Source organism: Arcobacter sp. CECT 8985 (assembly GCF_004116495.1).
GTDB lineage: Bacteria > Campylobacterota > Campylobacteria > Campylobacterales > Arcobacteraceae > Malaciobacter.
Genome location: NZ_PDKC01000001.1, coordinates 154,134 through 178,633 on the forward strand (window position 1 = coordinate 154,134; position 24,500 = coordinate 178,633).

Genomic DNA, 24,500 nt, shown 5'->3' on the forward strand with positions numbered 1-24,500 from the left:
CTATTCTTCCTCGTTATGTTCTGATTTTTTTCCTGCAATTGCACTTGCAACCGCATGTGCTCCAATTCCTACTGCTGTTGCTGTTAATAATCCTAAACCGAACTCATCAACAGTTTTTTCAACACCACCTGTTGGCGCTTTTATATGTGCTCCTGCCATTGGTCTTTGATAAGCGTATTTATCCCAAAAATCAGGCTCACTACATCCTATACAACCACGACCAACACCAACTGGCCAGTTAGTACCTTCATTATATTTAATAATAGAACAGTTATTAAATGTCATTGGTCCTTTACAACCAACTTTATATAAACACCAATTATTTTTTGCGCCATCATCCCCAAACTCTTCAACATATTCACCAGCATCAAAGTGTGCTCTTCTTTCACAATTATCATGGATTCTATAACCAAAAGCAAATTTTGGTCTTAATAAAGAGTCTAACTCTGGAACTTGACCAGTTAAAATATAATGTAAAATTACACCTACAATATTTGCAGGATTTGCAGGACATGCAGGAATATTAATTAAAGGTTTACCTTTTACCAAATCCATAACACCCACTGCACCAGTTGGATTAGGAGAAGCTGCTGGAATACCTCCAAAAGTAGCACATGTACCAACTGCAACAACAGCAGCCGAATCTTTTGACATTCTCATTAAATGTTCATGAAAAGTTTCACCACTTGCACCAATAGTTCCATACATACCATTATTTGCCATAGGAATTGCACCTTCTACAAATAATAAATACTTTCCTTTAAAATGCTCAACTGCATCATCTAATTGTCTATCAGCATCATGTCCTGCAGCAGCTTGTAATGTTTCATGAAACTCTAAACTAATTACATCAAATAATAGATCATCAACTGTAGGAGATGCACTTCTTAATAATGCCTCTGAGTTACCAGCACAGTCTTGAAGTTCTATCCAAACAACAGGTACTCTATTCATAAGTTCAGTTGCTTGGGCAACTAAAGGTTCAAACATTGAAGGAAGCATAAGTGTAGCAGTAGTAGCACTAACCCACTTCATAAAATCTCTTCTATTTATACCTTCTGTTTCTATTACATCTATCATATCTATATCTTTTAGAGGTTCTTGTTTTTGTAATATAGATAATCTCTCTTTTGCTTTTTCAAAAAGGTTCTTGTAGTATTTATCACCTTTATTTGTATCAATTCTAGCAGACTTTTGGGTAAAGAATTTTTTTACCATATCTTGAGAATCAACCATTATATCTCCTTCAATTATTATACAAATGAATGTTCATTTATCTGTAAAAAAATAGCTATATACATCTTATTTAAAACTTAATATTTTAAGATAGATTTAATAAAAAGTGATATCAAAGTAGTTTTTTGAAGAAAAATATTATATTTTGTCACAATAATGCCCCAAAATATAATATTTTGTAAAGTTTCATTTACTTTTTTTAGAAAAAAAATAATATTTTTATAAATTTTAGTAATGTTACATTTTTGCACATTTTCTTATTTATTGTGTTGTACATACAGAGCATACATCAAAACTTCGTAAGATTATATGAGCTTTTTCTATACTATTTGCACCAATGATGGCATTTTGGGCAACGCCTAAATTATTATTGATTCCTGGTCCTAAATTCCAAACAGAAGGAGTAATTACATCATATTTTTTTATAATACCATTATCAATTGTTATATTATGCAATAAAGAACCTCTTGCTGCTTCAACTACAGATTTTGCTGAAACATTACCTAGTTCATCTAAAGAGATATTAGGTTTAATATAAGACTCTTCACTTATATCTATCTGTTTTATTAGTTTTTTTGTTGTATAAACTAAATGAACTAATTCATCCATTCTTGCAAAAACTCTTGTAAAAACAGAATCATTAAATTTCTTATGAATGTTTTTTATAAGTTTTCTATTTTTTAACAAAGCTCTTGATAAAGGTCCTGTTTCGTATGCTTTATTATTATAAAGTGCTGTTTTAGCCCAAGTATACTCATTTGCTTTTCTTTTTTCATTAACTTTGAAACTATTTAAATCTTTTTCTTCAATTAATGATAAATCAATGGCTTGTCTATTTTTTAATTCAATTCTTCCTGCTTTAAATAAATTATTTGAAGATAAAACAATATGTCTATTATAACTCTTACCAATATTTTCCAAATCATTTTTAAAACATAAATCTTTAAAATCTTTTAATGCACTATTTTGATTATATAAAAATGAAAAATCAGACATATTAAGATAATCATCAATATCAATGCCTACTAGCTCTTTTTCTAAGAAATTTATAGTTTGATCAAGATAATTTTCCATACTAATTAAATCAAAAAGAGTTGGATCACTCATAACTCCACCAGGAATCATATATGAACTATGTGGCCATTGACCAGCAAAAACTGCTAATGCTTTTATACTTTCACTTGCAGCAAATGTTCCTTTTCTCCATGATTCACCTTTTATTGCTTGATATTTCGAATATTTATTATCCTTTGATAACTTTGCAATATCTGGCATTATAAAAATATAAAACCATTTAAGATGAGAATCAATAATTTCTATGTTTAGCCCTATTTCTCTTAATAATTTAGCTTTATTAGTAATCTCTAAAGGTTCATTTGATACTTTATAAATATTTTCTAAAGCCTCAGCTGTAGCTTTTAAATGAGCTTGTCCACAAATGCCACAAATTCTTGGTGTATAAATTAAGGCATCAAGTGCTGGTTTATTTTCTAAAATATATTCAAAACCTCTAAAATTCAAAAATTGAATTTGTGCATTTTCTATTTTTTCATTTTCCCAATTACAGACTAACTTTGCTTCACCTTCTATTCTTTCAACTATATTTAATGTTTTCATTCTTCTATTAACTTTTTATGTAATCTATCAATTTTAAATGTTTTTGCAACACCAGTAAGAGTCAAATATGCTCTTTTATTTATACCCAAAGGAACTTCAGAGGGAATACCAATATTTTTCTTTGTTTGTAACATATTTGTTCTTGGGAAATCAAATTCAGTACAACCAATACAAGGCATTCCTGCTCTTGTTTTTGTATTTACATCATTCCATAAGATTCTATTACAATTACTATGAGTCATAGGACCTCTACAACCCTCTTCATAAAATAAACAACCCTCTTTATGTCCAAATGATTTTGCTTCTACTTTCCATTCAAAATATTCATTTCTTGTACATCCATGATGAGCAAGTCCAAAATATATATTTTTAGGTCGTGAGTACTCATCTAAAGAAATAGTTTCATACTCTTTTAGTGTAAAAAGGGTTTGAAGGATCCACTCTGGATGAACAGGACACCCTGTAAGATTTATAATTGGTTGTTTTAATTTTTTCAACTCTTCAAGATTTAAAATATCTTTTAAGCCTTTTATATCACTATTTTGTTCAAATTTGGCATGTATTCCACCATATGATGCACAAGAGCCAACACTAATAATATATTTTGCTTTTTTTGAAACCTTTTTTAATAACTTCACAATATTATTATCAGATATTTTATAAAAGTCTTCATTTGATGTAACAGCACCTTCTAAAAGTAAAAAATCTATCTCTTTTAGCTCTAATACATTATCAATTGTAGTTTCAGTCGTAATTGAAGGATGATAAAAAAAATCAAAACTATTTAAAAGTAGTTCAAATCTAGAGGGATTTGAACTTAATAAAGAATGGGTATTTCCATTGCAAGTAATTGCTTGAAGCCAAACAATTTTTGGTTTATATTGCTTCATCGCTTTTCAAAGCTCTAAATATATTTTCAGCAATACCATCAGAATATTGTAATAAATCTTTATCTAGAACTTTTTCTCCACTTAAAAAAGCAAAACCACCTAAACATCCCATAATCATTGCAAATGCTGTAAAGAAGTCTTGTTCTCTAAATTCACCACTATTAGCACCTTCATCAAGAAATATCATTACTTCTGTTACAAATTCACTTACACATAAAAAACCTTCACAACCTTTTGCAAAAACTTCTCTATTTGATAAGTAAACTCTTAAAAAATACTCAATTATTTCTGGTGAATTTTTTACATTTTCTAAATATTGTTTTGTAAATAAGAAAATCTTCTCTTTTGAAGAAATTTCCATTTGATTTATTTTTCTAAGTTCAATTGCTAGTATATTAGTTGAATATCTAATAGCATATTTTGCTAATTCCTCTTTAGAAGAGAAATAATTATACATATTTCCAACACTCATTTTCATAGCTTTTGCAATATCAGGAATTGTAGTATTATAAAATCCCTTTGTAGAAAAAAGTTTTAATGCATTTTCAATAATATTATTTTTTTTTAACTCTTTTGTTGACAAATAGTTTACCTTTAAATAATTTACAATAATAAGCATATGATAGTATAATTTATGTTAATAGTGAATGAAAATATATATAATTTATAATTATGAGTTTGTATTAATAAAGTAAAATAAAGAGGTAAACCTCTTTATTTTATAGTTCTTATGAGTGAACTAAGTTAGTTAATTGTTCTTCTGAAACTTTGTGGAAGTTTAAGTATTTATAAACTCCATCTTTATTTTCAGCAGTAATTTTTTGTGGAACAATTTTCATATACTCTTCAACAGTTGGAAGTCTACCAAGTAATGCTGCAACTGCTGCAACTTCTGCTGAACCTAAGTAAACTTGAGCACCTTTACCAAGTCTATTATCAAAGTTTCTTGTAGAAGTAGAGAATACAACTGCATTTTCATTTACTCTTGCTTGGTTACCCATACATAATGAACAACCTGGAATTTCAATTCTTGCACCTGCACCAGCAAAGATTGAATAGTAACCTTCTTCAGTTAATTGAGCTTCATCCATTTTTGTTGGAGGAGCAACCCATAATTTAGCTGGAGCAACACCTTCACCTTTAAGAACTTCACCTAAAGCTCTAAATAATCCGATATTAGTCATACAAGAACCAACAAATACTTCATCTATATTATTTGGTCTTTTTTCATCAGCTAAGATTTCTGATAAAGTTGCTACATCATCTGGATCATTAGGACAAGCTAAAATTGGCTCTTTAATTTCATTTAAATCAATTTCAATAGTTGCAGAATATTGGGCATCTGCATCTGGCTCTAATAATTCAGGATTAGCAATCCACTCTTTCATTTTATCAGCTCTTCTTTGAAGAGTTCTAGAATCTTCATAACCCTCTTCAATCATTTTTTCAATTAAAGCGATATTTGAAGATAAGTATTCAATAATTGGTTCTTTGTCTAATTGAACAGAACAAGCTGCTGCACTTCTTTCAGCTGATGCATCAGATAATTCAAATGCTTGCTCAACTTTAAGATCAGGTAAACCTTGAATTTCAACAATTTTACCAGCAAAAATATTTTTCTTACCTTTTTTCTCAACAGTTAATAAACCATCTTTGATTGCTTGGTAAGGAATAGCATTTACTAAATCTCTTAGTGTAATACCTGGTTGCATTTCACCTTTGAATTTAACTAATACAGATTCTGGCATAGTTAATGGCATCATACCAGTAACACCAGCAAATGCAACAAGACCAGAACCAGCAGGGAATGAGATACCAATTGGGAATCTAGTATGTGAATCTCCACCAGTACCAACAGTATCTGGTAAACATAATCTATTTAACCATGAGTGAATAACACCATCACCTGGCTTAAGTGTAACACCACCTCTTGAATTAATGAAGTTTGGTAATGTATGTCTTAATGTAATATCTGATGGTTTTGGATATGCTGCTGTATGACAGAATGATTGCATAAGCATATCTGCACCAAATGATAATGCAGCAAGTTCTTTAATCTCATCTCTTGTCATTGGTCCAGTTGTATCTTGAGAACCTACAGTAGTTGCGATTGGTTCTACATACATTCCAGGTTTGATACCTTCAACACCACAAGCTTTACCTACCATTTTTTGTGCTTGAGTAAAACCTTTACCATTGTCTTTTGGTTGTACAGGAGCTAAGAACATATCAGTTGGATCTAATCCAAGAACTTCTCTTGCTTTTGCAGTTAATCCTTTACCAACAATTAATGGAATTCTTCCTCCAGCTCTCATTTCATCTGTTAATGTATTTGGAGTAAGAGTAAATTCTGAAACTACTTTTCCATCTTTTTCAATCACACCATCATATGGTTTTACAACAATTTCATCGCCAGTTTCTAATTCATCAACTGGAGCTTCAATTGGTAAACATCCCGAATCTTCTGCAGTATTAAAGAAAATTGGAGCAATAATTGAACCAATTACAACACCACCAGTTCTTTTATTTGGAACACCTGGAATATCTCTACCCATATGCCATTGAACTGAGTTAATACCAGATTTTCTTGAACTTCCAGTACCAACAACATCACCTACGTATGCTAATGGATTACCTTTTTGTTTTAACTCTTCCATTGTTTCAAGAGGATTTTCCATTCTAGATTGTAACATTGCAGTTGCGTGTAATGGAATATCTGATCTTGTAAATGCAACAGTTGCAGGAGATAAATCATCTGTATTTGTTTCACCAGGAATTTTATAAACAGTTAATTTGATTTCTTTTTGTAATTCAGGTTTATTTGTAAACCATTCAGCATTTGCCCAAGATTCAATAACTTCTTTTGCTTTTGAATTTCCAGCATCCATTAAATCTTTAACATCATTAAATGCATCATAAACTAAAATAGTATTTTTTAATTGATTAGCAGCTTCATCTGCAACCTCATCAATTTTTAATGCTTCAATAAGTGGAGAAACATTAAATCCACCCATCATTTTTCCTAAAATATCAATAGCTTTAAGCTTTGATATTACAGTACATGATACGTTACCTTGTACTATATCATTTAAAAAAGCAGCTTTTACATATGCAGCATCATCAACACCAGGGTTGATTCTATTTTGAAATAATTCTAATAAATAATCAGCTTCTTCAACGGGATTTGCTTTTAATAATTCTACTAATTGAGCAGTTTGTTCAGCAGTTAGAGGTAATGGAGGAAGATTTCCCTCTTTAAGTCTTTCTTCTGTGTGTGCTTTGTATTCAGCAATTAAACTCATTAATATCTCCTAATTGATTTGTACTTTTAGTATAACATAATGTTACCTATACGCAATGTACAATTTTTGTAATTTTATGTACAAGTTTGTACTTGTGTAAACAAAAGTTACAAAAAAAGTACATAAGTTAACTATTTTTTATCATAAATCGTATTTTTAGTGTATTTAAAAGGTTTATTAGATGTTTTTTTTTAACTAAAACTAAGTTTTTAAATTAATTAATTATTAATAGAAATCATTAATGTACAATTATTGTACATTGTTAAAATTTTCTTATAAAAAAAATATAGATTAAAAAAAATAGTTTTATTCTATGTTAATAATTATTTTTTGATTAAAGTATAAAATTAAATTATTTTTTTGTAATTTTTTTCAAATTAAATGTTACAATTATTTCACGTTATATTGAAAACAAGGAGTCAAAAATGATTTCTTATAACTTTAAAACATATAATGAACTATTTTTCCATATAGTAAATAATTATGAAAATAGTAAATTTTTAAATTATCTGCAAGATGGGAAATATGTCAATATTTCAATTCAAGAGTTTGAACTTAGAGTAAAATATTTAGCTCTTGCTTTAAATGATATTGGAATAAAAAAAAGTGATAATGTAGCAATTTTTGCAAAATCTTCACCTTTTTGGCTTATATTTGATTTTGCCATTCATTTATTAGATGCCATTAGTGTACCTATATTTGATAATATCTCTACTAAAAATTTAGAATTTGAGATTGAAGATTCAAATATAAATTATATTTTTACTGATTGTTCAAAAAGAATAAAAGAGATAAATAAAGAAGTAACATACATTACTTATGGATTTTATATAAATAGAAAAAATACATATAGTTTAGATTCTTTATTTATTTTAGGGGAAAGACTTTATAATCAAAATGAAAATAAAGACTTTTTTGATTGCATAAGTGCAGATGAACAATCTTTATTTTCTGTAATATATACTAGCGGCAATACAGGAACACCTAAAGGTGTTGAACTAACAAATGAAAATGTGATTTCACAATTACAAGATATTAATGAAATCTTTTATCTTGATGAAAAACAAAGTGCCCTTTCAATACTTCCATTAGCTCATATATTTGAAAGAACAGTAATGAGTTATTATTTAAGTAAAGGTATGAGTATATATTTTGTAGATGATATACAAAATATAAGCAACCTTTTAAAAATAGTTAAACCTACAACTATGACAGTAGTTCCACGACTTTTAGAAAAAATTTATAGTAAAATCCAAGAAAATATTTCTGCAAAGCCTATACTTTCTAAAACTTTAGGAATTTTAGCTTTTAGATATGCTACTTATTTTGAATCAAAAGGTCTAATTTACAAAATTTTTGACAAATTAGTTTATAGTAAATTTAGAGAGATTTTTGGATCAAGAATAGAACAACTAGTTTGTGGAGGTGCTGCATTAGACAAAGATATTTATAGATTTTTTATAAATATAAAAATACCTTTATACCAAGGTTATGGTCTAACTGAATTTTCACCAGTTATTTGTACAAATACACCAAATTTTAGTAAGATAGGAAGTTGTGGAAAAGCTTTACCAAGTGTTGAAGTAAAAATATCAGAAGAAAATGAGATTTTAGTAAGAGGAAAAGCCTTAATGAAAGGTTATAGAAATCAAGAAGATTTAACAAATAAAACTATAATCAATGGATGGCTTCACACAGGAGATATTGGCAAAATAGATGAAGAAGGTTATATTTTTGTAGAGAGTAGATTAAAAGATGTAGTAAAAACTTCAACAGGAGAATATGTGCCAACTTTGAAAATAGAACAAGCTCTTACTAAAAATAGATATATTGAATTTGCAACAGTAATTGCAAATAATAGAAAATTTGTTAGTTGTTTGATTTTTGTAAATAAAGATTTTTATAATCAGTCAAAAACTAAACTCACTATTGAAGAGTTTTATAATCAAAGTTATATCACCAAATCAATAGATAAAACAGTGCAAAAGGTAAATAAAAAACTTGATAAAGCACAAAAAGTAAAAGAGTATAGAATAATAACAAACGAGATTTCAATTCAAACAGGAGAATTAACTCCTTCAATGAAAATAAGTAAGGTAAATATAGAAAAAAAATATGAACAAATAATAAATCAAATGTATTAGGAGTCTGCTATGAAAAATAATATTGTAATAGTTGATGGACTTAGAAGTCCTATTGCAAAAGCATATGGTAAATTAAATGGTGTACAAGCTGATGAATTGGGAAGTATTATTGCAAGAGAATTAGTTTTAAGAAGTGGCATTGACTATGATAGATTTGATGAAGTTATAATAGGAAATGTTGCTCAACCAAATCATGCTGCAAATATAGCAAGAGTTATTGCTCTTAAAGCAGGTTTTGGTGTTTCTACTCCTGCTTATACTGTTCATAGAAATTGTGCTTCTGGTATGCAATCAATATCAAGTGCAATAGAAAAAATTAATTCTAATCAAGGTGATTTATATTTAGTAGGAGGAGTAGAATCTATGAGTAATATTCCCCTACTTCATACAAATGAGTTTAAAAATTTGATGACTCAAATATCAAATACTAAAAATATATTAACAAAAGTAAAAATACTCTCAAAACTTAAAATAAAAGATTTAAAACCCATTATTGGTTTAATATCAGGATTAACTGATCCAATATCTGGTCAAATAATGGGTAAAACTGCAGAAAATCTTGCCAATGAATTTAAAATTTCAAGACAAATGCAAGATGAATATGCACTTAATTCTCATAAAAAAGTACAAATGGCACTTGAAAATAAAATATTTGAAGATGAAATACATCCAATAATTTCAAAAAATGCACAAATTTTTAAAGATGATGGAGTAAGAATAAATCAAACGATTGAAGCTTTAAGTAAATTAAAACCTATATTTGATTCTCATGGAACTGTAACAGCAGGAAATTCTTCACAAGTTTCTGATGGTGCAGCAATGCTAATTATTTGTACAGAAACAAAGGCAAAAGAACTAGGTTTAGAACCATTAGGAATTATAAAAGATTATGCTTATATAGGTTTAGAGCCAAACAAAATGGGTTTAGGTCCTGTATATGCTACACAAAAGCTATTATCAAAGAGTAAAATCTCTTTTAACCAGATTGATTTAGTTGAGTTAAATGAAGCATTTGCCTCACAAGTTATTGCAAATATTGAAGCATTTAAATCTTCGAGTTTTGCAAAAAAACATTTTAATGGAAATGTATTAGGAGAAATAAATCCTGATATTTTAAATGTAAATGGAGGAGCAATAGCTCTTGGGCATCCAGTAGGTATGAGTGGAACAAGAATTGTTCTGCACTTAATAAAAGAGTTAAAAAGAAGAGGTCTTAAAAAAGGTCTAGCTACACTTTGTGTAGGTGGAGGACAAGGAGCTTCTTTTTTACTGGAGGTGTAATATGAATTTAAATCTAGAAATTAAAAACAACATTGCAACTTTATATTTTGATTTAGAAAATGAAAAAGTAAATAAGCTTTCATTTAAAGTATTAAAAGAGTTTGATTTACTACTTGATGAAATAATCAAAAATAGAGATATTGATGCTTTAATTATAAAAAGTTTAAAAGAAAATATTTTTATTGCAGGTGCAGATATACATGAAATAAAACAGTTTACAAATGAAGATGATGCTTATAATGAACTTATAAAAGCTGATAATATATTAAATAAGCTTGAAAACCTCAAAATTCCAACAATTGCTTATATAAATGGTGCTTGTATGGGTGGAGGTTTAGAACTAGCTTTAGCTTGCAAATATAGAGTTGCTACTACAAATAGTAGTACAAAATTTGCATTTCCTGAAATAAAACTTGGTTTTTTCCCAGGAATTGGAGGGACACAAAGAGCTCCAAAGTTAATTGGACTTATTAATGCAATGGACTTAATTCTTACTGGAAAAACTATTGATTCAAAAAAAGCTTTTAAACTTGGATTAATTGATGATTATTTTGATAAAGGACAAGAGGATTCAAAATTAAATGAGTTTATAAATTTAGTAATAAATCAAAAGATAAAAAGAGCTAATAAAAAGTCATTTTTTGAAAAATTTACTTTTACTAGAGATATTATTTTTAAAAAAGCTACAAAAAATATAGAAAGTAAAGTAAATAAAAACTTTGCTGCACCATATAAAGCATTAGAAGTTTTAAAACAAACATATAATAAAGATATTAATGAAGGGTTAAAGATTGAAGCTTCTACCTTTTCTAAATTAGCAGTAACAAAAGAATCAAAATACTTAATTGAACTATTTTTCTTAAGTGAAAAGATCAAAAAAGATTATGAAAAAAGTGATGATAAGATTTCAACTGCATTAGTTGTTGGAAATGGAGTTATGGGTAAAGGTATAATCTGGCTTTTTTCAAAATATTTAAAACAAACAAGAATAAAATTAAGAAGTTTAGAAAAAGCTCATGAAATGATAAATGATATTAGCAAACTGTATGATTATTTTATCAAAAGTAAAAAAATGAGCCAATCACAAGTAGATTTGAAATTAAGCACTTTAAGTTATACTCAAAACTTTGATGGATTACAAGATATTGATTTAGTAATTGAAGCAATTATCGAAAATGAAAAAGAGAAAAAAGATCTGTTTTTAAATCTTGAAAAAAACTTGAAAGATACTGCAATCATTGCATCTAATACTTCATCAATTTCTATAGAACAATTAAGTAAAAACTTAAAAAATAAAGAAAATTTCATGGGGATTCATTTTTTTAATCCTGTAAATAAAATGCCATTAGTTGAAATTATCCCAAATAGTAAAACATCAACTAAAAATATAAATAAAGTTAAACAATCATTAATTAGCATGGGTAAAATGCCAATAGTTGTAAATGATTGTGCTGGTTTTTTAGTTAATAGAATTCTTCTTCCTTATTTAAATGAAGCTGCATTTATATTAGAAGAAGGAAGCAATATTACAACAATAGATAATGTTTTAAAAGAATTCGGAATGCCAATGGGACCTTTTACTCTTGCTGATAATGTAGGTATAGATATTGGATTTCATGTATCAAAAATATTAAATGAATCTTATGGTGAAAGAATGCCTATTTCTAATCTTATTACAAAAATATATAATGAAAAACTTTTTGGTAAAAAAACAAAAAAAGGATTTTATGACTATTCAAATAAAAATATAATTGAAAATAATCATATTTACAACTATACAAATGATATTAGAGTGATTACAGACGAAGAGATAAGAAATAGAACTATTTTTATAATGATAAATGAAGCAAGTAGATGCTTAGAAGAAAATATTGTTAGTGATGCAGATATTATTGATTTTGCAATGATAGCAGGAACAGGGTTCCCTCCTTTTAGAGGAGGATTACTAAAATATGCTAATTATATAGGTATAAAAACAGTAGTAAAAGAACTAAAAAGATTTGAATATTTATATAACAAAAGATTTGAAGTTAGTAATTTACTTTTACAATTAGAACAAAAACAATTAGATTTTAAAACAGGAGAAACATTATGGAAACACTAATTTTTATATTAATTCTTTTAATATTTGGTTTTTACTCATATCCTACAGTTTTATGGTTTATATTTATAGGAATATACTCTTTAATATTTTTTGATATGAGTACAGCTTTTTGGGTTGGGTTTGCTGTAGTTGCAATTGTTGTTTTAAACTCTGAAGTAAGAAAACACTTCTTTGTAAAAAATCTACTTAATTTTATTAAAAATAAAAATTTAATTCCTAAAATTTCTAAAACAGAACAAGAAGCATTAGAAGCTGGAACAAATTTTATTGAAGCAGACTTTTTTAAAGGAGAAATCGATTTTGAAAAAGTAAAAAATCAAAAAATAATGGAGCTTACAAAAGATGAACAGGATTTTTTAAATAATGAAGTTGAAGAACTTTGTAAAATAGAAAGTGACTGGGAAATATTTCAAAATAGAGATTTAAGTAAAAAATCTTGGGAATATATCAAATCTAAAAAATTCTTTGGAATGATTATTCCAAAAGAGTATGGAGGATTAGGTTTTAGTGCCACTGCACATTCAAAGGTAATTGAAAAACTAGTATCTCGTTCTCAAGTTTTAGCTATTACAGTTATGGTTCCTAACTCTTTAGGACCTGCTGAATTAATATTAAAACATGGTACACAAGAACAAAAAAATTATTACTTACCAAGGCTTGCTAATGCACAAGAAATACCTTGTTTTGCACTTACTGAACCAAATGCAGGAAGTGATGCAACTTCTATTTCCTCAAATGGTGAAATATTTAAAGATAGTGATGGGAAAATAAAAATAAAGCTTAATTTTGAAAAAAGATATATAACACTTGGAAATATCGCAACTTTAATAGGTCTTGCATTTGTTTTAAAAGATCCAAATAATTTATTATTTGATAAAAAAGATTTAGGTATTACTTTTGCTTTAATTGATTCAAAAACAAAAGGTGTTGATAATTCAAATAGACATGATCCTCTTGGCATTCCTTTTGTAAATTCACCTATATTTGGAACTGATGTTATCATTGAACTTGATAGTATTATTGGAGGGAAAGAAGGAATTGGCAAAGGTTGGCAAATGCTTGTTGAATCATTATCAATAGGAAGAGGAATATCATTACCAAGTGTTAGTTTAGGAGGAAGTAAACTTGCCTTAAAAGTTGTTAACTCTTATACTCAATTAAGAGAACAATTTGGATTAAGTATTAATAAATTTGAAGGAGTTGAAGAAAAGATTGCAAAAATTGCAGCTTTTACATATTTATTAAATGCTTCTAGAAATTATACTTTAGATGCAATAGATGCAGGAGTAAAGCCAGCAGTAATTAACTCAGTTATGAAGTACCATGCAACAGAAAAATTTAGAGAAATCATAAATGATAGTATGGATATTTTGGGTGGTGCAGGAATAATCAGAGGAGAAAAAAATCTATTAGCACATGCATATTTTGCAATACCAATTTCAATCACAGTTGAAGGAGCTAATATCCTTACTAGAAATCTAATGCAATTTGGACAAGGTTTGATTAAATCTCATCCTTATTTATATAAACAAGTAATTGCAATAAATAATAATGATATAGACTCTTTAGATGAACATTTATCACAGCATATAAAATTAGCACTTACATTAAGTGTTAAATCATTTATTTATTATCTTTCAAGAGCAGTTACTATTAGTACAAAAGGTGAGTTTAAAGAGTATAAAAGAAAATTAATTTGGGCTAGTACATCTTTTGCTTCATTGACTAATATATGTATTGCACTTTTAGGTGGAGATATTAAGAAAAAAGAGAATATCAGCGCAAGACTTGGTGATATTTTATCTTGGTTATATTTAATAACTTCAACAATAAGAGAGTATGAAAACAATCCAAATAAACAAAATAAAGTTCTTGTTGAGTATATTTGTGAATATGGTTTTTATAAAATTCAAGAAGCAAAAGAAGATATTACTTTAAATATCACGCTTATTAAATTTTTACTTCCATTTATTAGATTAAATCCAATAGGTTCAAAACCAAAGGATAACTTAAATAAAAAGATTATTGAGTTATTAGATGATGAAAAGAATATAAATAGCTTATGTGATAATCTTTTTATACCAAATAATGAAAAAGAAGCAATATTTAAACTTCAAGAGGCTCTTGTTTTACAAAAAAACAATGTTGATCTATTTGATAGAATTAAATATGCAATAAAACATAATACCATTAAAAAATCAAGTTTTTTAAATATGATAGAAGAGTCACACAACAAAGGTGTTGTAACAAATGATGAATATGAAACATTAAAAGAGATTTATGAAAAAAGAATGGGAGTAATTAATGTTGATTATTTTAATGATAAGGTCTATAAAAAACAAAGATAGAAGGTTTTATCATGTTAAAAAAAGATTTATTAATTGATTCTAGTGGATATGTATTAAATCTACTAGAAAAAATATTATCAACAAATATAAAGATTTATGGTCAAGAGAATATTCCAAAAGATAATCCTAAAATATTTGTTGCAAATCATTTTACAAGAATAGAGGCACTACTTGTGCCTTATTGTTTATATGATATTACAAATAAAAAAGTAGGAGTTATCGCAGATGATGGATTAATGAAATCATATTTTGGAAACTATTTACAAAATATAGGCGCATTAGCAAAATCCCATCCAAATAGAAATAATATTATTTTATCTGATTTATTAACTGCAAGAAAAGATTGGCTTATTTTTCCAGAAGGAAGAATGGTAAAAGCAAAAGATATTACTAAAGAAGATAACCATTATACAGTAAAAATAAACGATAATAAAACTAGAATATTTACTGGTTCTGCTTTTTTTGCATTATATTCTGAAATTTTAAGACAAGATTATTTAAATAAAAAAATAAAAAATAAAAATAAATTTCAAAGAAAATACCTTATAAATCAAAATGATAAAATTGAAGATAAAGAGACTATGATTATACCTATAAATATAACATATTCTCCAATAAGAACAGAAGAAAATTTTCTAGAAAAAATGGTAAAAAGATTATATGATGATATAAGTGATAAGTTTTTAGAAGAGATTAAAATTGAAAGTAACATAGTGTTAAATTCCCAAATAATCATCAGGATTTTAAAACCAATATCTTTACATAAAATGCTAAAAAATTCTTATGGAATTGAACTTAATCATAATACAATTGTAGAAAAATTAAGATATGAATTGACTCACAAATTTATGAAAAGAATATACGAAAATCTAACAGTTAGATTTGAACATATATTTGTATTAATTTTATATTACTTAAAGCAACCAAGAATTTCTAAATTATATTTTAAAAGACTTATATATTTAGTTGCGAAAAGGGTAAAAGAAGATTGTACACTTTTTGAAGATGATATAAGAAAAGATATTATAAATCTTATTTCATATGAGAACTATGATACTTTTGATGAAATAATAAAAATTGCAATAAATGATAAGATAATAACACAAACAAAAGATGAGTATATAATACATAAAGATATATTATTAAATATGCATACTCACAATACAATAAGAATAAAAAATATTTTAAGAGTGGTTTTAAATGAGGTATTAATAATTGATAAAATGAATGAAATTGTAAAACAAAAAGTATCATTGAATAATGATGAAATTGATACTGAACTTTTACATATTTTACAAGAAGAGGAAATTGATGAATTTGAAACTGATTATATAAAATTTTCTCAAAAACATGATATAAAACCAAAAGATATAGGAAAGCCTTTTTTATTAAAATATAATAATTCAAAAAAATGTATTCTAATAATTCATGGGTTTTCATCTGCACCTAAAGAAGTAGAAGAGTTAGCAGTATTTTTGAATAATCAAGGTTTTAATGTTTATGCAGTAAGACTAAAAGGGCATGGAACAGTACCTGAAGATTTAAAAGATACATCATATAAAGATTGGTATAATAGTGTTTCAAGAAGTGTAACTATTGCAAGTTTAAAATATGACAAAATTGATATTGTTGGTTTTTCAACAGGCGGACTACTTGCATTATTAAGTTCTAGAAAATATTTACCAAAATTAAAATCAATAGTTTGTATAAATGCAGCTTTAAATTTAAATGATATAAGAATAAAAACTGTTTTACCTGCAATTGATTTTTGGAATGACATTGTAAGTTCATTCAATGCTAATAGTTTAAAAAAAGAATTTATAGAAAATAAAGCAAGATATCCTAAAATAAATTATGATAAATTTTATGTAAAAGCTATACTTCAATTAAAAGAACTAATGAATATAACTAAACTAAACCTTGAAAAGATAAATAAAAAAATATTAATAATTCAAGCAAAAAATGATCCAGTTGTAAATATAAGTTCTGCATATGAAATACATGATAAAATAAAATCACAAAATAAACAATTGGCTATTTTTGAACTAAATGAACATGTAATTATAAAAGGGAAAAATACAAAAAAAGTTTTTGATAAAATAGAACAATTTTTAGTAAATGAATAAAGGGTTAATGTTGGATTTAAAAAAATTACAAGAAAAACTATATAAAGAAATTCCTCTTACAAAATTTATGGAAATAAAACTTAATAAAATACAAAATAATAGTTTAATAACATCAGCAAACTTTGAAAAAAATAAAAATGACAAAAATACTGGTTTTGCAGGTAGTTTAAGTACTTTAGTTACAATTTCTGGTTGGTGTGCTTGTTATTTAAATACAATCAAATTAGGCTATGGAAAAAGTATGATTGCTATTATCAAAAGCGACACTTCATATAAAGCTGCAGTTACAAAAGATTTTTATTGTGAAACAATCTTACCTTCAAAAGAAGAAATTGATTTATTTAAAAAGAAATTAGAAAATAAAAAGAGTTCATCATTAAGAATAAAATCTCAAATAATAGAAGATAAAAAAGTATGTGTTAAGTTTGAAGGTATATATATAATAAAAGTTTAAAAGAAAAGCTAAAAGCTCTTCTTTTACCAGTTACAAGTATCTTTTCTAGAAGAATCTAAAATTAAACTGTTTTTTGTTCCCCAACTTTTTGTAAATGCATCTGCAGGGAATAACTGTTTTTCATCTTTTGAAACTCTAAATTTAAAAATACCATTAGAATTTAAAATAATATATTTTTCGTTATTTTTTGTTTCAACTTTATATGTTCTATGTCCAGCTCCAGGAAAAGCTTTACCATTTTCACAAAAAACTATCTCTTTAAAAGCACCACTTTTATCTTGATTAATATATGTACCTTTAATCCATTCAGAAGAAAAACCACTACTTACAAAAATAGATAACAAAACAAACGAAAATAAAATTTTTTTCATTTTTTCCCTTTTTAATTAATTATTTTTAAGATTCAAATATTATTAAAAAATAACTAACAATAATCTTAAATCAATATTAAAAAATTAAATACCTTTTGGTATAATAATTCAATCAAAAAAACAAGGTAAATGATGAGTAGTAAAAGTAAAAGTTTTTTAATATCAATATTTTTGATCTTCTTTTTTATTGGATGTACAAACAAAGTCCCATATACAAATAGAAGTCAAATGATTTTGATTTCAAAAGATCAAGAGTTAGCATTGGGTGAAGAATCATATGAAAAGACATTAAAAAATTCTAAAGTAATAAAAAATACTAAAGATGCATTAAGAGTAAGAAAAATAGGAAGAGCAATAGCAAATGTAGTAAACAAAGATTATAAATGGGAATTTAATCTTGTTGAAAATAAAGCGGCAAATGCTTTTTGTTTACCTGGAGGAAAAGTTGTTGTTTATACAGGAATTTTAAAGTTTGCAAAAAATGATGATCAATTAGCAACTGTAATTTCTCATGAAATTGCCCATGCATTAGCTAGACATGGAGCAGAAAGAATAAGCACAAATTTACTTGCACAAGGAGTTCAAGTTGCGGGAAATATCGCAATTGGTTCCCAAGCACCTCAATATACACAAGCATTTAATATTGCATTTGGGTTAGGTAGTCAATATGGTGTTTTATTACCTTATGGAAGAATGCAAGAAAGTGAAGCAGATGAAATTGGTATTCATTTGATGTATAAAGCAGGTTTTAATATCCATGAAGCTCTTAAATTTTGGCAGAATATGAGTAAAGATAAAAATGAAGGATATGAATTTTTCTCAACACACCCAAATTCAAAAACAAGAATTAAAAATATAAAAAGAGTTATAAAAGAGATTGAAAAAAATAAAAAAGATGATTTTAATAATTTAGTTAAAAATATAAAACTAGGAGAAAAGATAAATAGATAAAAGGAGAAGTTCTCCTTTTATTTAAGCCATATTAGTAAATACTGCTTGAACATCATCATCATCTTCAAGCTTTTCTAATAATTTTCCAATTTCATCATGCTCTTCTTCTGTAAATTCATGAGGATTATTTGGTATTCTTTTTAATTCTGCTTTTTTAAGTTCAATTCCAAGTTCTTCAAATTTTGCATTCATATTACCAAAATCTGTATAATCAGCAATTGCAATACATAATCCATCTTCTTCTTCTAACTCTTCTAAACCTGAATCAATAAGCTCTAATTCTAACTCTTCTAAATCCATATCTTCTGTTTTTTCAAACTCAAAAATTGCTCTTCTATCAAACATGAACTCTAAAGAACCAGTAGGTACAACTTGTCCACCATTTTTATTAAAATACATTTTAATATTTGCAACTGTTCTTGTATTATTATCTGTTGCACACTCAACAAAAATTAAAACACCGTGAGGACCTTTTCCTTCAAAATTAACATCAGTATAGTTTTTTGCATCTTTCCCAGTTGCTCTTTTAATAGCTGCTTCAATATTTGTTTTTGGTAAGTTTTGTGCTTTTGCATTTAAAATAGCTGTTCTTAAAGCTGGATTCATATCAGGATCACCACCACCAGCTTTTGCTGCAATTTCAATTGCTTTTGCTAGTTTTGGGAAAACTCTAGACATATTCCCCCATCTTTTCATTTTCGCCGCTTTTCTATATTCAAAGGCTCTACCCATAAAGTACTCCAATCAATTTTTTTTGCGGATTATACCAAGTTTGTAATAAATATGTAATTATTACAAACTAAATTTATAGCCAATGCTAAAATTTAATTATCATAAAAAAATCTTTTTGGTATAATTTATATACATATATTAAGACAAAAGAGTACACAAATGATAAAAAAATCCATATTATTAACTTTAGTTATATTTATAAATTTATTTGCAAATCAAACAAAATTATACTTTAATAAAAATAGTATATCAAATGCACAAACTGCAGTTTTATATCTTGAAGCAAAAGATATAACTAATCCTAAATTAACAATATTAGAAAATAAAATAAACATTAATTTTCATAAATTAAATGGTAAAAAAAATATATACTATGCATTGGTTCCTAGCTCATATTATGACATAAACAAAAAACTTAAAATCATAGTTTCTTATACAAAAAATAATAAAAAATTATTTGATTCAATATACTTAAATGTAAAAGAAGGTACTTATAAAAGTGAAATAATTAAAGTAAAAAGTTCAAAAGTTACATTAAATAAAAGAACAAAAAAAAGAACAAAAACAGAATATTCAAATGCAATGAAAATCTATCATACTTTTACACCAAAAAAACTTTGGAAAGATAAATTTATACTACCTTTAAATAGTCCTATTACAAGTGCTTTTGGAACGAAAAGAGTTTATAATAATACTTTAAAAGGTTATCATAGTGGGACTGATTTTAAAGCTAAAGTTGGTACAAAAATAATCGCAGCGAATGATGGGATAGTTGTACTTACAAAAAACAGATTCTATGCTGGAAATTCAATAATAATAGATCATGGACAAGGTATTTATACTTGCTATTATCATTTGAGTAAATTCTTAGTTACTAAAAATCAAAGAGTAAAACGTGGTCAAGTTATCGCATTAAGTGGGAAAACTGGTAGAGTAACAGGTCCACATTTACACTTTAGTGCAAGAGTAAATTCTGTACAAGTAGATCCTCTACAATTAATTGAGATATTAAATAATTTATAAAAATAATAATAATTTTTTAGTTTAACTATTTCTTTTAGAAAATTACTATATAATAAATACACACTAAAAACACAAGGAAAAGAAATTGAAGAGAATTATAATTTTATTTTCGTTTTTTTCAATTTTTTATGCATGTAATGCACAAAAAATAGAAAATAGCACTAATAATAATGTTGCTATTAACCAGTTTGATGATATATCAAATGAATTTCAAGATAGTTACAGTGATGATTTTGATCCCTTAAGTGGATATAACAGAGTTATGACACAATTTAATGATAAATTTTATGTTTATCTTACTAGACCAGTTGTTAAAACATATAAAGAAGTAGTTCCCAACACAGCGAGAAAAGGGGTATCTAATTTTTTTACAAACTTAGGTTTTCCAATAAGATTTATAAATAATTTATTGCAATTAAAATTTAAAAATTCATGGGATGAATTACAATTATTTGTATTAAATACTACTTTTGGAGTTGCTGGATTAATAAATGTAGCAGAAGAGAATAATTTTAATTTAAAATATCATAATGAAGACTTTGGTCAAACATTGGGATATTGGGGTGTTGGAGATGGTTTTCACATAGTTTTACCAATATTAGGACCATCAAATTTAAGAGATACATTTTCACTATTCATAGATGAATATGCAAATCCATTGAAACCAGAAGATACATCTTTTTACTTAACAGATTCAACAGAAAAATCTATTGGATTAAAAGCATTTAAAAAGATTAATAATACATCTTACTCATATCCTGTATATGATAAATTGAGAAAAGATGCAATTGATTTATATCCATACTTAAAAGATTATTATAATAAATTAAGAGAAAAACAAATAAAGGAATAATATATGATAAAAAAAATATTTTTAATAACTTGTTTAGTAACATCACTTTTTGCTTTTGAAAAAAATAATATTCAAGAACAAATGACTCAAAAAATACATAAAGTACTTTCTATATTAAAAGATAGCTCTCTTAAGAAAAAACAGAGAAATGAAAAAATAATAAATATTATGGATAATTCATTTGATTATAATATAATGTCTATGTTATCACTTGGAAGAACATGGAAAACAATATCAAATGATCAAAGAAAAAGTTTTAGTAAAGCATTTATTGAAAGATTAAAAGAGTCTTATATAGACAAATTAGAATTATACAATGACCAAAAAATAGAAATAAATAAACTAAAACAAAATAAATCTAGATTAATATTAAATACAATTTTAATAGGCAAAAAAGAAAATTATCCTATTGATTATAAATTTTATGAAAATAAAAAAGCCAACCAATGGTATATTTACGATGTGAATATTTTAGGTGTAAGTATTATTCAAACTTACAGAAAACAATTTGACGAATATTTAAAAGAGAAATCTATTGATGATTTGATTCAATATTTAAAAGAAAAAAATAGTAAAGCATGATAAAAAGATTTTATTCAAATTTTATATTTAAAAACCCTAAAAAGATAATTTTATTAGTTTTAGTATTAATATCTATTTTAGGGTACTATGCAACAAAATTAGAAATTGATGCATCTTCAGAAACGTTATTATTAGAGAATGACAAAGATTTGGCTTTTTCAAGAGAAATTGCTCAAAATTACAAAACTCAAGATATGCTAATAGTGACATTTAGTCCTAAAAAAGATTTACTTTCAAAAGATAGTTTAAGTACAATAAAAAAACTTAGTGATGATTTACTTAAATTAAACAAAACTCAAAGTATTACATCTGTTTTAAATGTACCATTACTTCAATCACCAGTTAGACCAATATCTGAGTTAGTTGATAATGTAAAAACCATAGAAAATAGTAAGAGTTTTGATAAAAAACTTGTTAGACATGAATTTTTAACTTCACCTTTATATAAAAATAGTCTTGTAAGTCACGATTTTAAAACTACTGCAATAGTAATTAATCTAAAAAGGCAAAAAGAATTTTTTACTTTAGTTGAGAAAAGAAATGCTTTATTAAAGAAAAAAAACAATGGAACTGCTACACAAAAACAGTTAAAAGAGTATGAAAAAATTACTAAAGAGTTTAAAAATTATAGAGATACACAAAGAGAATTAACAGCTAAATATATTCAAAATATTAGAAATATTATAAAAAAATATCAAGATAAAGGAACTCTATTTTTAGGTGGAGTTAATATGATTGCTACAGATATCATCTCTTTTGTAAAAGATGATTTAGCCATCTATGGTTCTACATTGATATTATTACTTATTGCTATTTTATGGATTATATTTAGAGAAATAAAATGGGTTTTAATATCTGTATTAATTTGTACACTTTCTGTAATTGCTACAAGTGGTATGTTAGGATTTTTTAATTGGGAAGTAACAGTAATATCTTCTAATTTTATATCCTTACAGTTAATCATCACTATTTCAATAGTTCTACACCTAATTGTAAGGTATAGAGAACTTAGTTTAAATTATAAAAATGCATCACAAAGTAAATTAGTTTTAAATACAATGTTATCAAAATTAAATCCATCTTTTTTTGCAATTATTACAACAATTGCAGGTTTTGGTTCACTTTTATTATCAAATATTCAACCTGTAATAAATCTTGGTTGGATGATGAGTGTTGGTATTGCAATATCATTATTAATCGCATTTTTAATTTTTCCAGCAATATTAATTCTTTTAAAAAAATCAAAACCAAATAAAAGCTTTGAAAAAAATCTTCACTTTATTGAAACATCTATTAATTTAGTAAAAAATAGAGGTAATTGGATTTTAATTGGTAGTATTATTTTAATAGTATTCTCTTTAACAGGGGCATCTAAACTTTTAGTTGAAAATAGCTTTATTTCATACTTTAAAAAAGATACTGAAATATATAAAAGTATGAAAATAATCGATCAAAAACTAGGTGGAACGACCCCTTTAGATGTTATTATCAATTTTGATGTAAAAAAACAAAAAGAAAATAATAATCAAGAATCACAAAGTAATGATATGCTTTCTTCATTTGAAGATGAGTTTAACAATTCTAGCAATGATGCTGAGTATTGGTTTACTAGCTATAAAATGAATATCATAAAAAAAGTTCATAATTATTTAGAAAGTATTGATTCAATAGGAAAAGTTCAATCATTAGCAACTATGCTAAAAATTGGTAAGATTTTGAATAAGGGAAAAGATTTAGACTCATTTAAACTTGCCCTACTTTATAAAAAACTTCCCCAAGAGTATAAAAAGATTATATTAAATCCATATATTGATATTGATAAGAATCAAGCAAGAATTACTATGAGAATAATAGATTCTGATAAAAATCTAAGAAGAGACGAATTATTAAAAAAAATAAAAAGAGATCTAAAAAAAATAGTAAATGACGATAATGTTCAAATAAGATTATCAAATTTAATGGTTTTATATAATAATATGCTTCAATCACTATTTGATTCACAAGTAAAAACTCTTGGATTTGTTATTTTATCTTTATTTATAATGTTTCTTATTCTATTTAGATCATTTATTTTAGCAACAATTGCAATTTTAGCAAATATGGTACCTATTTCTATAGTATTTGGTATTATGGGATGGGCTGGAATTCCTTTAGATATTATGACAATAACAATTGCAGCAATTTCAATAGGAATTGGAGTTGATGATACAATTCACTATATTCATAGATTCAAAGAAGAGTTCAAAAAAGACCACAACTATGAAAATGCAATGATGAGATCTCATAGAACAATTGGTTTTGCAATGGTTTATACATCTGTTGCAGTTATGGTAGGATTTTCAATTTTGGTACTTTCAAATCTAATTCCTACTATATATTTTGGATTATTAACAGTAATTGTTATGGCTACTATTTTACTTTCTGCAATTTTATTATTACCAAGATTACTTATACTATTTAGACCTTTTTCTAAGGTTTAAATAGTA

The 24,500-nt window shown here is 26.1% G+C and carries 18 protein-coding genes; 11 read left to right on the forward strand and 7 right to left on the reverse strand.

The annotated features are described in order from the left end of the window. The 5 genes from CRU93_RS00785 to CRU93_RS00805 all read right to left on the reverse strand — a co-directional run bounded on the left by CRU93_RS00785 (position 1) and on the right by CRU93_RS00805 (position 7,045). Positions 1 to 1,236 (reverse strand): hydrogenase small subunit, encoded by a 1,236-nt coding sequence (locus tag CRU93_RS00785; protein ID WP_129102277.1) that lies wholly within the window; start codon positions 1,234 to 1,236, stop codon positions 1 to 3. Between the two features lie 261 nt (positions 1,237 to 1,497). Next, complete coding sequence (locus tag CRU93_RS00790) at positions 1,498 to 2,853, reverse strand: nickel-dependent hydrogenase large subunit (RefSeq protein WP_129102278.1); 1,356 nt, start codon at positions 2,851 to 2,853, stop codon at positions 1,498 to 1,500. After that, on the reverse strand, positions 2,850 to 3,743 hold the full coding sequence (locus CRU93_RS00795) for a Ni/Fe hydrogenase (protein WP_129102279.1): 894 nt from the start codon (positions 3,741 to 3,743) through the stop codon (positions 2,850 to 2,852). The genes CRU93_RS00790 and CRU93_RS00795 overlap by 4 nt, the downstream gene beginning before the upstream one ends. After that, on the reverse strand, positions 3,730 to 4,326 hold the full coding sequence (locus CRU93_RS00800) for a TetR/AcrR family transcriptional regulator (protein ID WP_258238781.1): 597 nt from the start codon (positions 4,324 to 4,326) through the stop codon (positions 3,730 to 3,732). Before CRU93_RS00800 ends, CRU93_RS00795 begins: the two co-directional genes overlap by 14 nt. 145 nt (positions 4,327 to 4,471) lie before the next feature. Further along, on the reverse strand, positions 4,472 to 7,045 hold the full coding sequence (locus tag CRU93_RS00805) for a bifunctional aconitate hydratase 2/2-methylisocitrate dehydratase (protein WP_129102281.1): 2,574 nt from the start codon (positions 7,043 to 7,045) through the stop codon (positions 4,472 to 4,474). Positions 7,046 to 7,470: 425 nt separating this feature from the next. On the opposite strand from CRU93_RS00805, the gene CRU93_RS00810 reads away from it, so the two are divergent. From CRU93_RS00810 to CRU93_RS00835, 6 genes are read left to right on the forward strand one after another with little or no spacing between them, the layout of a single operon-like run. Beyond that, positions 7,471 to 9,189, forward strand: a complete 1,719-nt coding sequence (locus CRU93_RS00810; protein ID WP_129102282.1) for a long-chain fatty acid--CoA ligase — start codon at positions 7,471 to 7,473, stop codon at positions 9,187 to 9,189. Between the two features lie 9 nt (positions 9,190 to 9,198). Further along, positions 9,199 to 10,470: a thiolase family protein gene (locus tag CRU93_RS00815; protein ID WP_129102283.1), complete on the forward strand. Its 1,272-nt coding sequence runs from the start codon at positions 9,199 to 9,201 to the stop codon at positions 10,468 to 10,470. Position 10,471: 1 nt separating this feature from the next. Then, a complete protein-coding gene (locus tag CRU93_RS00820; protein WP_129102284.1) occupies positions 10,472 to 12,574 on the forward strand; it encodes a 3-hydroxyacyl-CoA dehydrogenase NAD-binding domain-containing protein in 2,103 nt (700 codons plus the stop codon). Continuing rightward, positions 12,562 to 14,922: an acyl-CoA dehydrogenase gene (locus CRU93_RS00825; protein ID WP_129102285.1), complete on the forward strand. Its 2,361-nt coding sequence runs from the start codon at positions 12,562 to 12,564 to the stop codon at positions 14,920 to 14,922. Before CRU93_RS00820 ends, CRU93_RS00825 begins: the two co-directional genes overlap by 13 nt. Before the next feature lie 11 nt (positions 14,923 to 14,933). Beyond that, on the forward strand, positions 14,934 to 17,048 hold the full coding sequence (locus CRU93_RS00830; protein WP_129102286.1) for an alpha/beta fold hydrolase: 2,115 nt from the start codon (positions 14,934 to 14,936) through the stop codon (positions 17,046 to 17,048). Then, positions 17,041 to 17,502 carry a YiiD C-terminal domain-containing protein gene (locus CRU93_RS00835; RefSeq protein WP_129102287.1) on the forward strand — a complete coding sequence of 154 codons (462 nt, stop codon included), beginning with the start codon at positions 17,041 to 17,043 and terminating at the stop codon, positions 17,500 to 17,502. The genes CRU93_RS00830 and CRU93_RS00835 overlap by 8 nt, the downstream gene beginning before the upstream one ends. 23 nt (positions 17,503 to 17,525) lie before the next feature. Here CRU93_RS00835 and CRU93_RS00840 read toward each other — a convergent pair whose 3' ends face one another. Beyond that, a complete protein-coding gene (locus CRU93_RS00840) occupies positions 17,526 to 17,873 on the reverse strand; it encodes a hypothetical protein (protein WP_129102288.1) in 348 nt (115 codons plus the stop codon). 132 nt (positions 17,874 to 18,005) lie between these two features. On the opposite strand from CRU93_RS00840, the gene CRU93_RS00845 reads away from it, so the two are divergent. Continuing rightward, complete coding sequence (locus CRU93_RS00845; RefSeq protein WP_129102289.1) at positions 18,006 to 18,824, forward strand: M48 family metallopeptidase; 819 nt, start codon at positions 18,006 to 18,008, stop codon at positions 18,822 to 18,824. Positions 18,825 to 18,845: 21 nt separating this feature from the next. Here the strand turns inward: CRU93_RS00845 and CRU93_RS00850 are convergent, their stop codons facing one another. After that, positions 18,846 to 19,556, reverse strand: coding sequence for a YebC/PmpR family DNA-binding transcriptional regulator (locus CRU93_RS00850; RefSeq protein WP_129102290.1), 711 nt, complete (start codon positions 19,554 to 19,556; stop codon positions 18,846 to 18,848). A gap of 159 nt (positions 19,557 to 19,715) precedes the next feature. Here CRU93_RS00850 and CRU93_RS00855 point away from each other — a divergent pair, with 159 nt between their 5' ends. The 4 genes from CRU93_RS00855 to CRU93_RS00870 all read left to right on the forward strand — a co-directional run bounded on the left by CRU93_RS00855 (position 19,716) and on the right by CRU93_RS00870 (position 24,494). Then, entirely contained in the window at positions 19,716 to 20,579 is an 864-nt protein-coding gene (locus CRU93_RS00855) for a M23 family metallopeptidase (RefSeq protein WP_129102291.1), read from the forward strand. An 85-nt stretch (positions 20,580 to 20,664) separates the two neighbouring features. After that, complete coding sequence (locus CRU93_RS00860; protein WP_258238782.1) at positions 20,665 to 21,432, forward strand: VacJ family lipoprotein; 768 nt, start codon at positions 20,665 to 20,667, stop codon at positions 21,430 to 21,432. Positions 21,433 to 21,435: 3 nt separating this feature from the next. Beyond that, complete coding sequence (locus tag CRU93_RS00865; RefSeq protein ID WP_129102292.1) at positions 21,436 to 22,014, forward strand: phospholipid-binding protein MlaC; 579 nt, start codon at positions 21,436 to 21,438, stop codon at positions 22,012 to 22,014. Next, entirely contained in the window at positions 22,011 to 24,494 is a 2,484-nt protein-coding gene (locus tag CRU93_RS00870; protein ID WP_129102293.1) for an RND family transporter, read from the forward strand. Before CRU93_RS00865 ends, CRU93_RS00870 begins: the two co-directional genes overlap by 4 nt. The last annotated feature ends 6 nt before the right edge of the window (positions 24,495 to 24,500 follow it).

What these genes read in the sequence shown, in the direction of transcription:
- CRU93_RS00830 (WP_129102286.1), top strand. Translation starts at nt 14,934, where the DNA reads ATGTTAAAAAAAGATTTATTAATTGATTCTAGTGGATATGTATTAAAT.
- CRU93_RS00810 (WP_129102282.1), top strand. Translation starts at nt 7,471, where the DNA reads ATGATTTCTTATAACTTTAAAACATATAATGAACTATTTTTCCATATA.
- CRU93_RS00845 (WP_129102289.1), top strand. Translation starts at nt 18,006, where the DNA reads ATGAGTAGTAAAAGTAAAAGTTTTTTAATATCAATATTTTTGATCTTC.
- CRU93_RS00785 (WP_129102277.1), bottom strand. Translation starts at nt 1,236, where the DNA reads ATGGTTGATTCTCAAGATATGGTAAAAAAATTCTTTACCCAAAAGTCT.
- CRU93_RS00855 (WP_129102291.1), top strand. Translation starts at nt 19,716, where the DNA reads ATGATAAAAAAATCCATATTATTAACTTTAGTTATATTTATAAATTTA.
- CRU93_RS00840 (WP_129102288.1), bottom strand. Translation starts at nt 17,873, where the DNA reads ATGAAAAAAATTTTATTTTCGTTTGTTTTGTTATCTATTTTTGTAAGT.
- CRU93_RS00815 (WP_129102283.1), top strand. Translation starts at nt 9,199, where the DNA reads ATGAAAAATAATATTGTAATAGTTGATGGACTTAGAAGTCCTATTGCA.
- CRU93_RS00820 (WP_129102284.1), top strand. Translation starts at nt 10,472, where the DNA reads ATGAATTTAAATCTAGAAATTAAAAACAACATTGCAACTTTATATTTT.
- CRU93_RS00865 (WP_129102292.1), top strand. Translation starts at nt 21,436, where the DNA reads ATGATAAAAAAAATATTTTTAATAACTTGTTTAGTAACATCACTTTTT.
- CRU93_RS00835 (WP_129102287.1), top strand. Translation starts at nt 17,041, where the DNA reads ATGAATAAAGGGTTAATGTTGGATTTAAAAAAATTACAAGAAAAACTA.
- CRU93_RS00870 (WP_129102293.1), top strand. Translation starts at nt 22,011, where the DNA reads ATGATAAAAAGATTTTATTCAAATTTTATATTTAAAAACCCTAAAAAG.
- CRU93_RS00805 (WP_129102281.1), bottom strand. Translation starts at nt 7,045, where the DNA reads ATGAGTTTAATTGCTGAATACAAAGCACACACAGAAGAAAGACTTAAA.
- CRU93_RS00795 (WP_129102279.1), bottom strand. Translation starts at nt 3,743, where the DNA reads ATGAAGCAATATAAACCAAAAATTGTTTGGCTTCAAGCAATTACTTGC.
- CRU93_RS00825 (WP_129102285.1), top strand. Translation starts at nt 12,562, where the DNA reads ATGGAAACACTAATTTTTATATTAATTCTTTTAATATTTGGTTTTTAC.
- CRU93_RS00850 (WP_129102290.1), bottom strand. Translation starts at nt 19,556, where the DNA reads ATGGGTAGAGCCTTTGAATATAGAAAAGCGGCGAAAATGAAAAGATGG.
- CRU93_RS00790 (WP_129102278.1), bottom strand. Translation starts at nt 2,853, where the DNA reads ATGAAAACATTAAATATAGTTGAAAGAATAGAAGGTGAAGCAAAGTTA.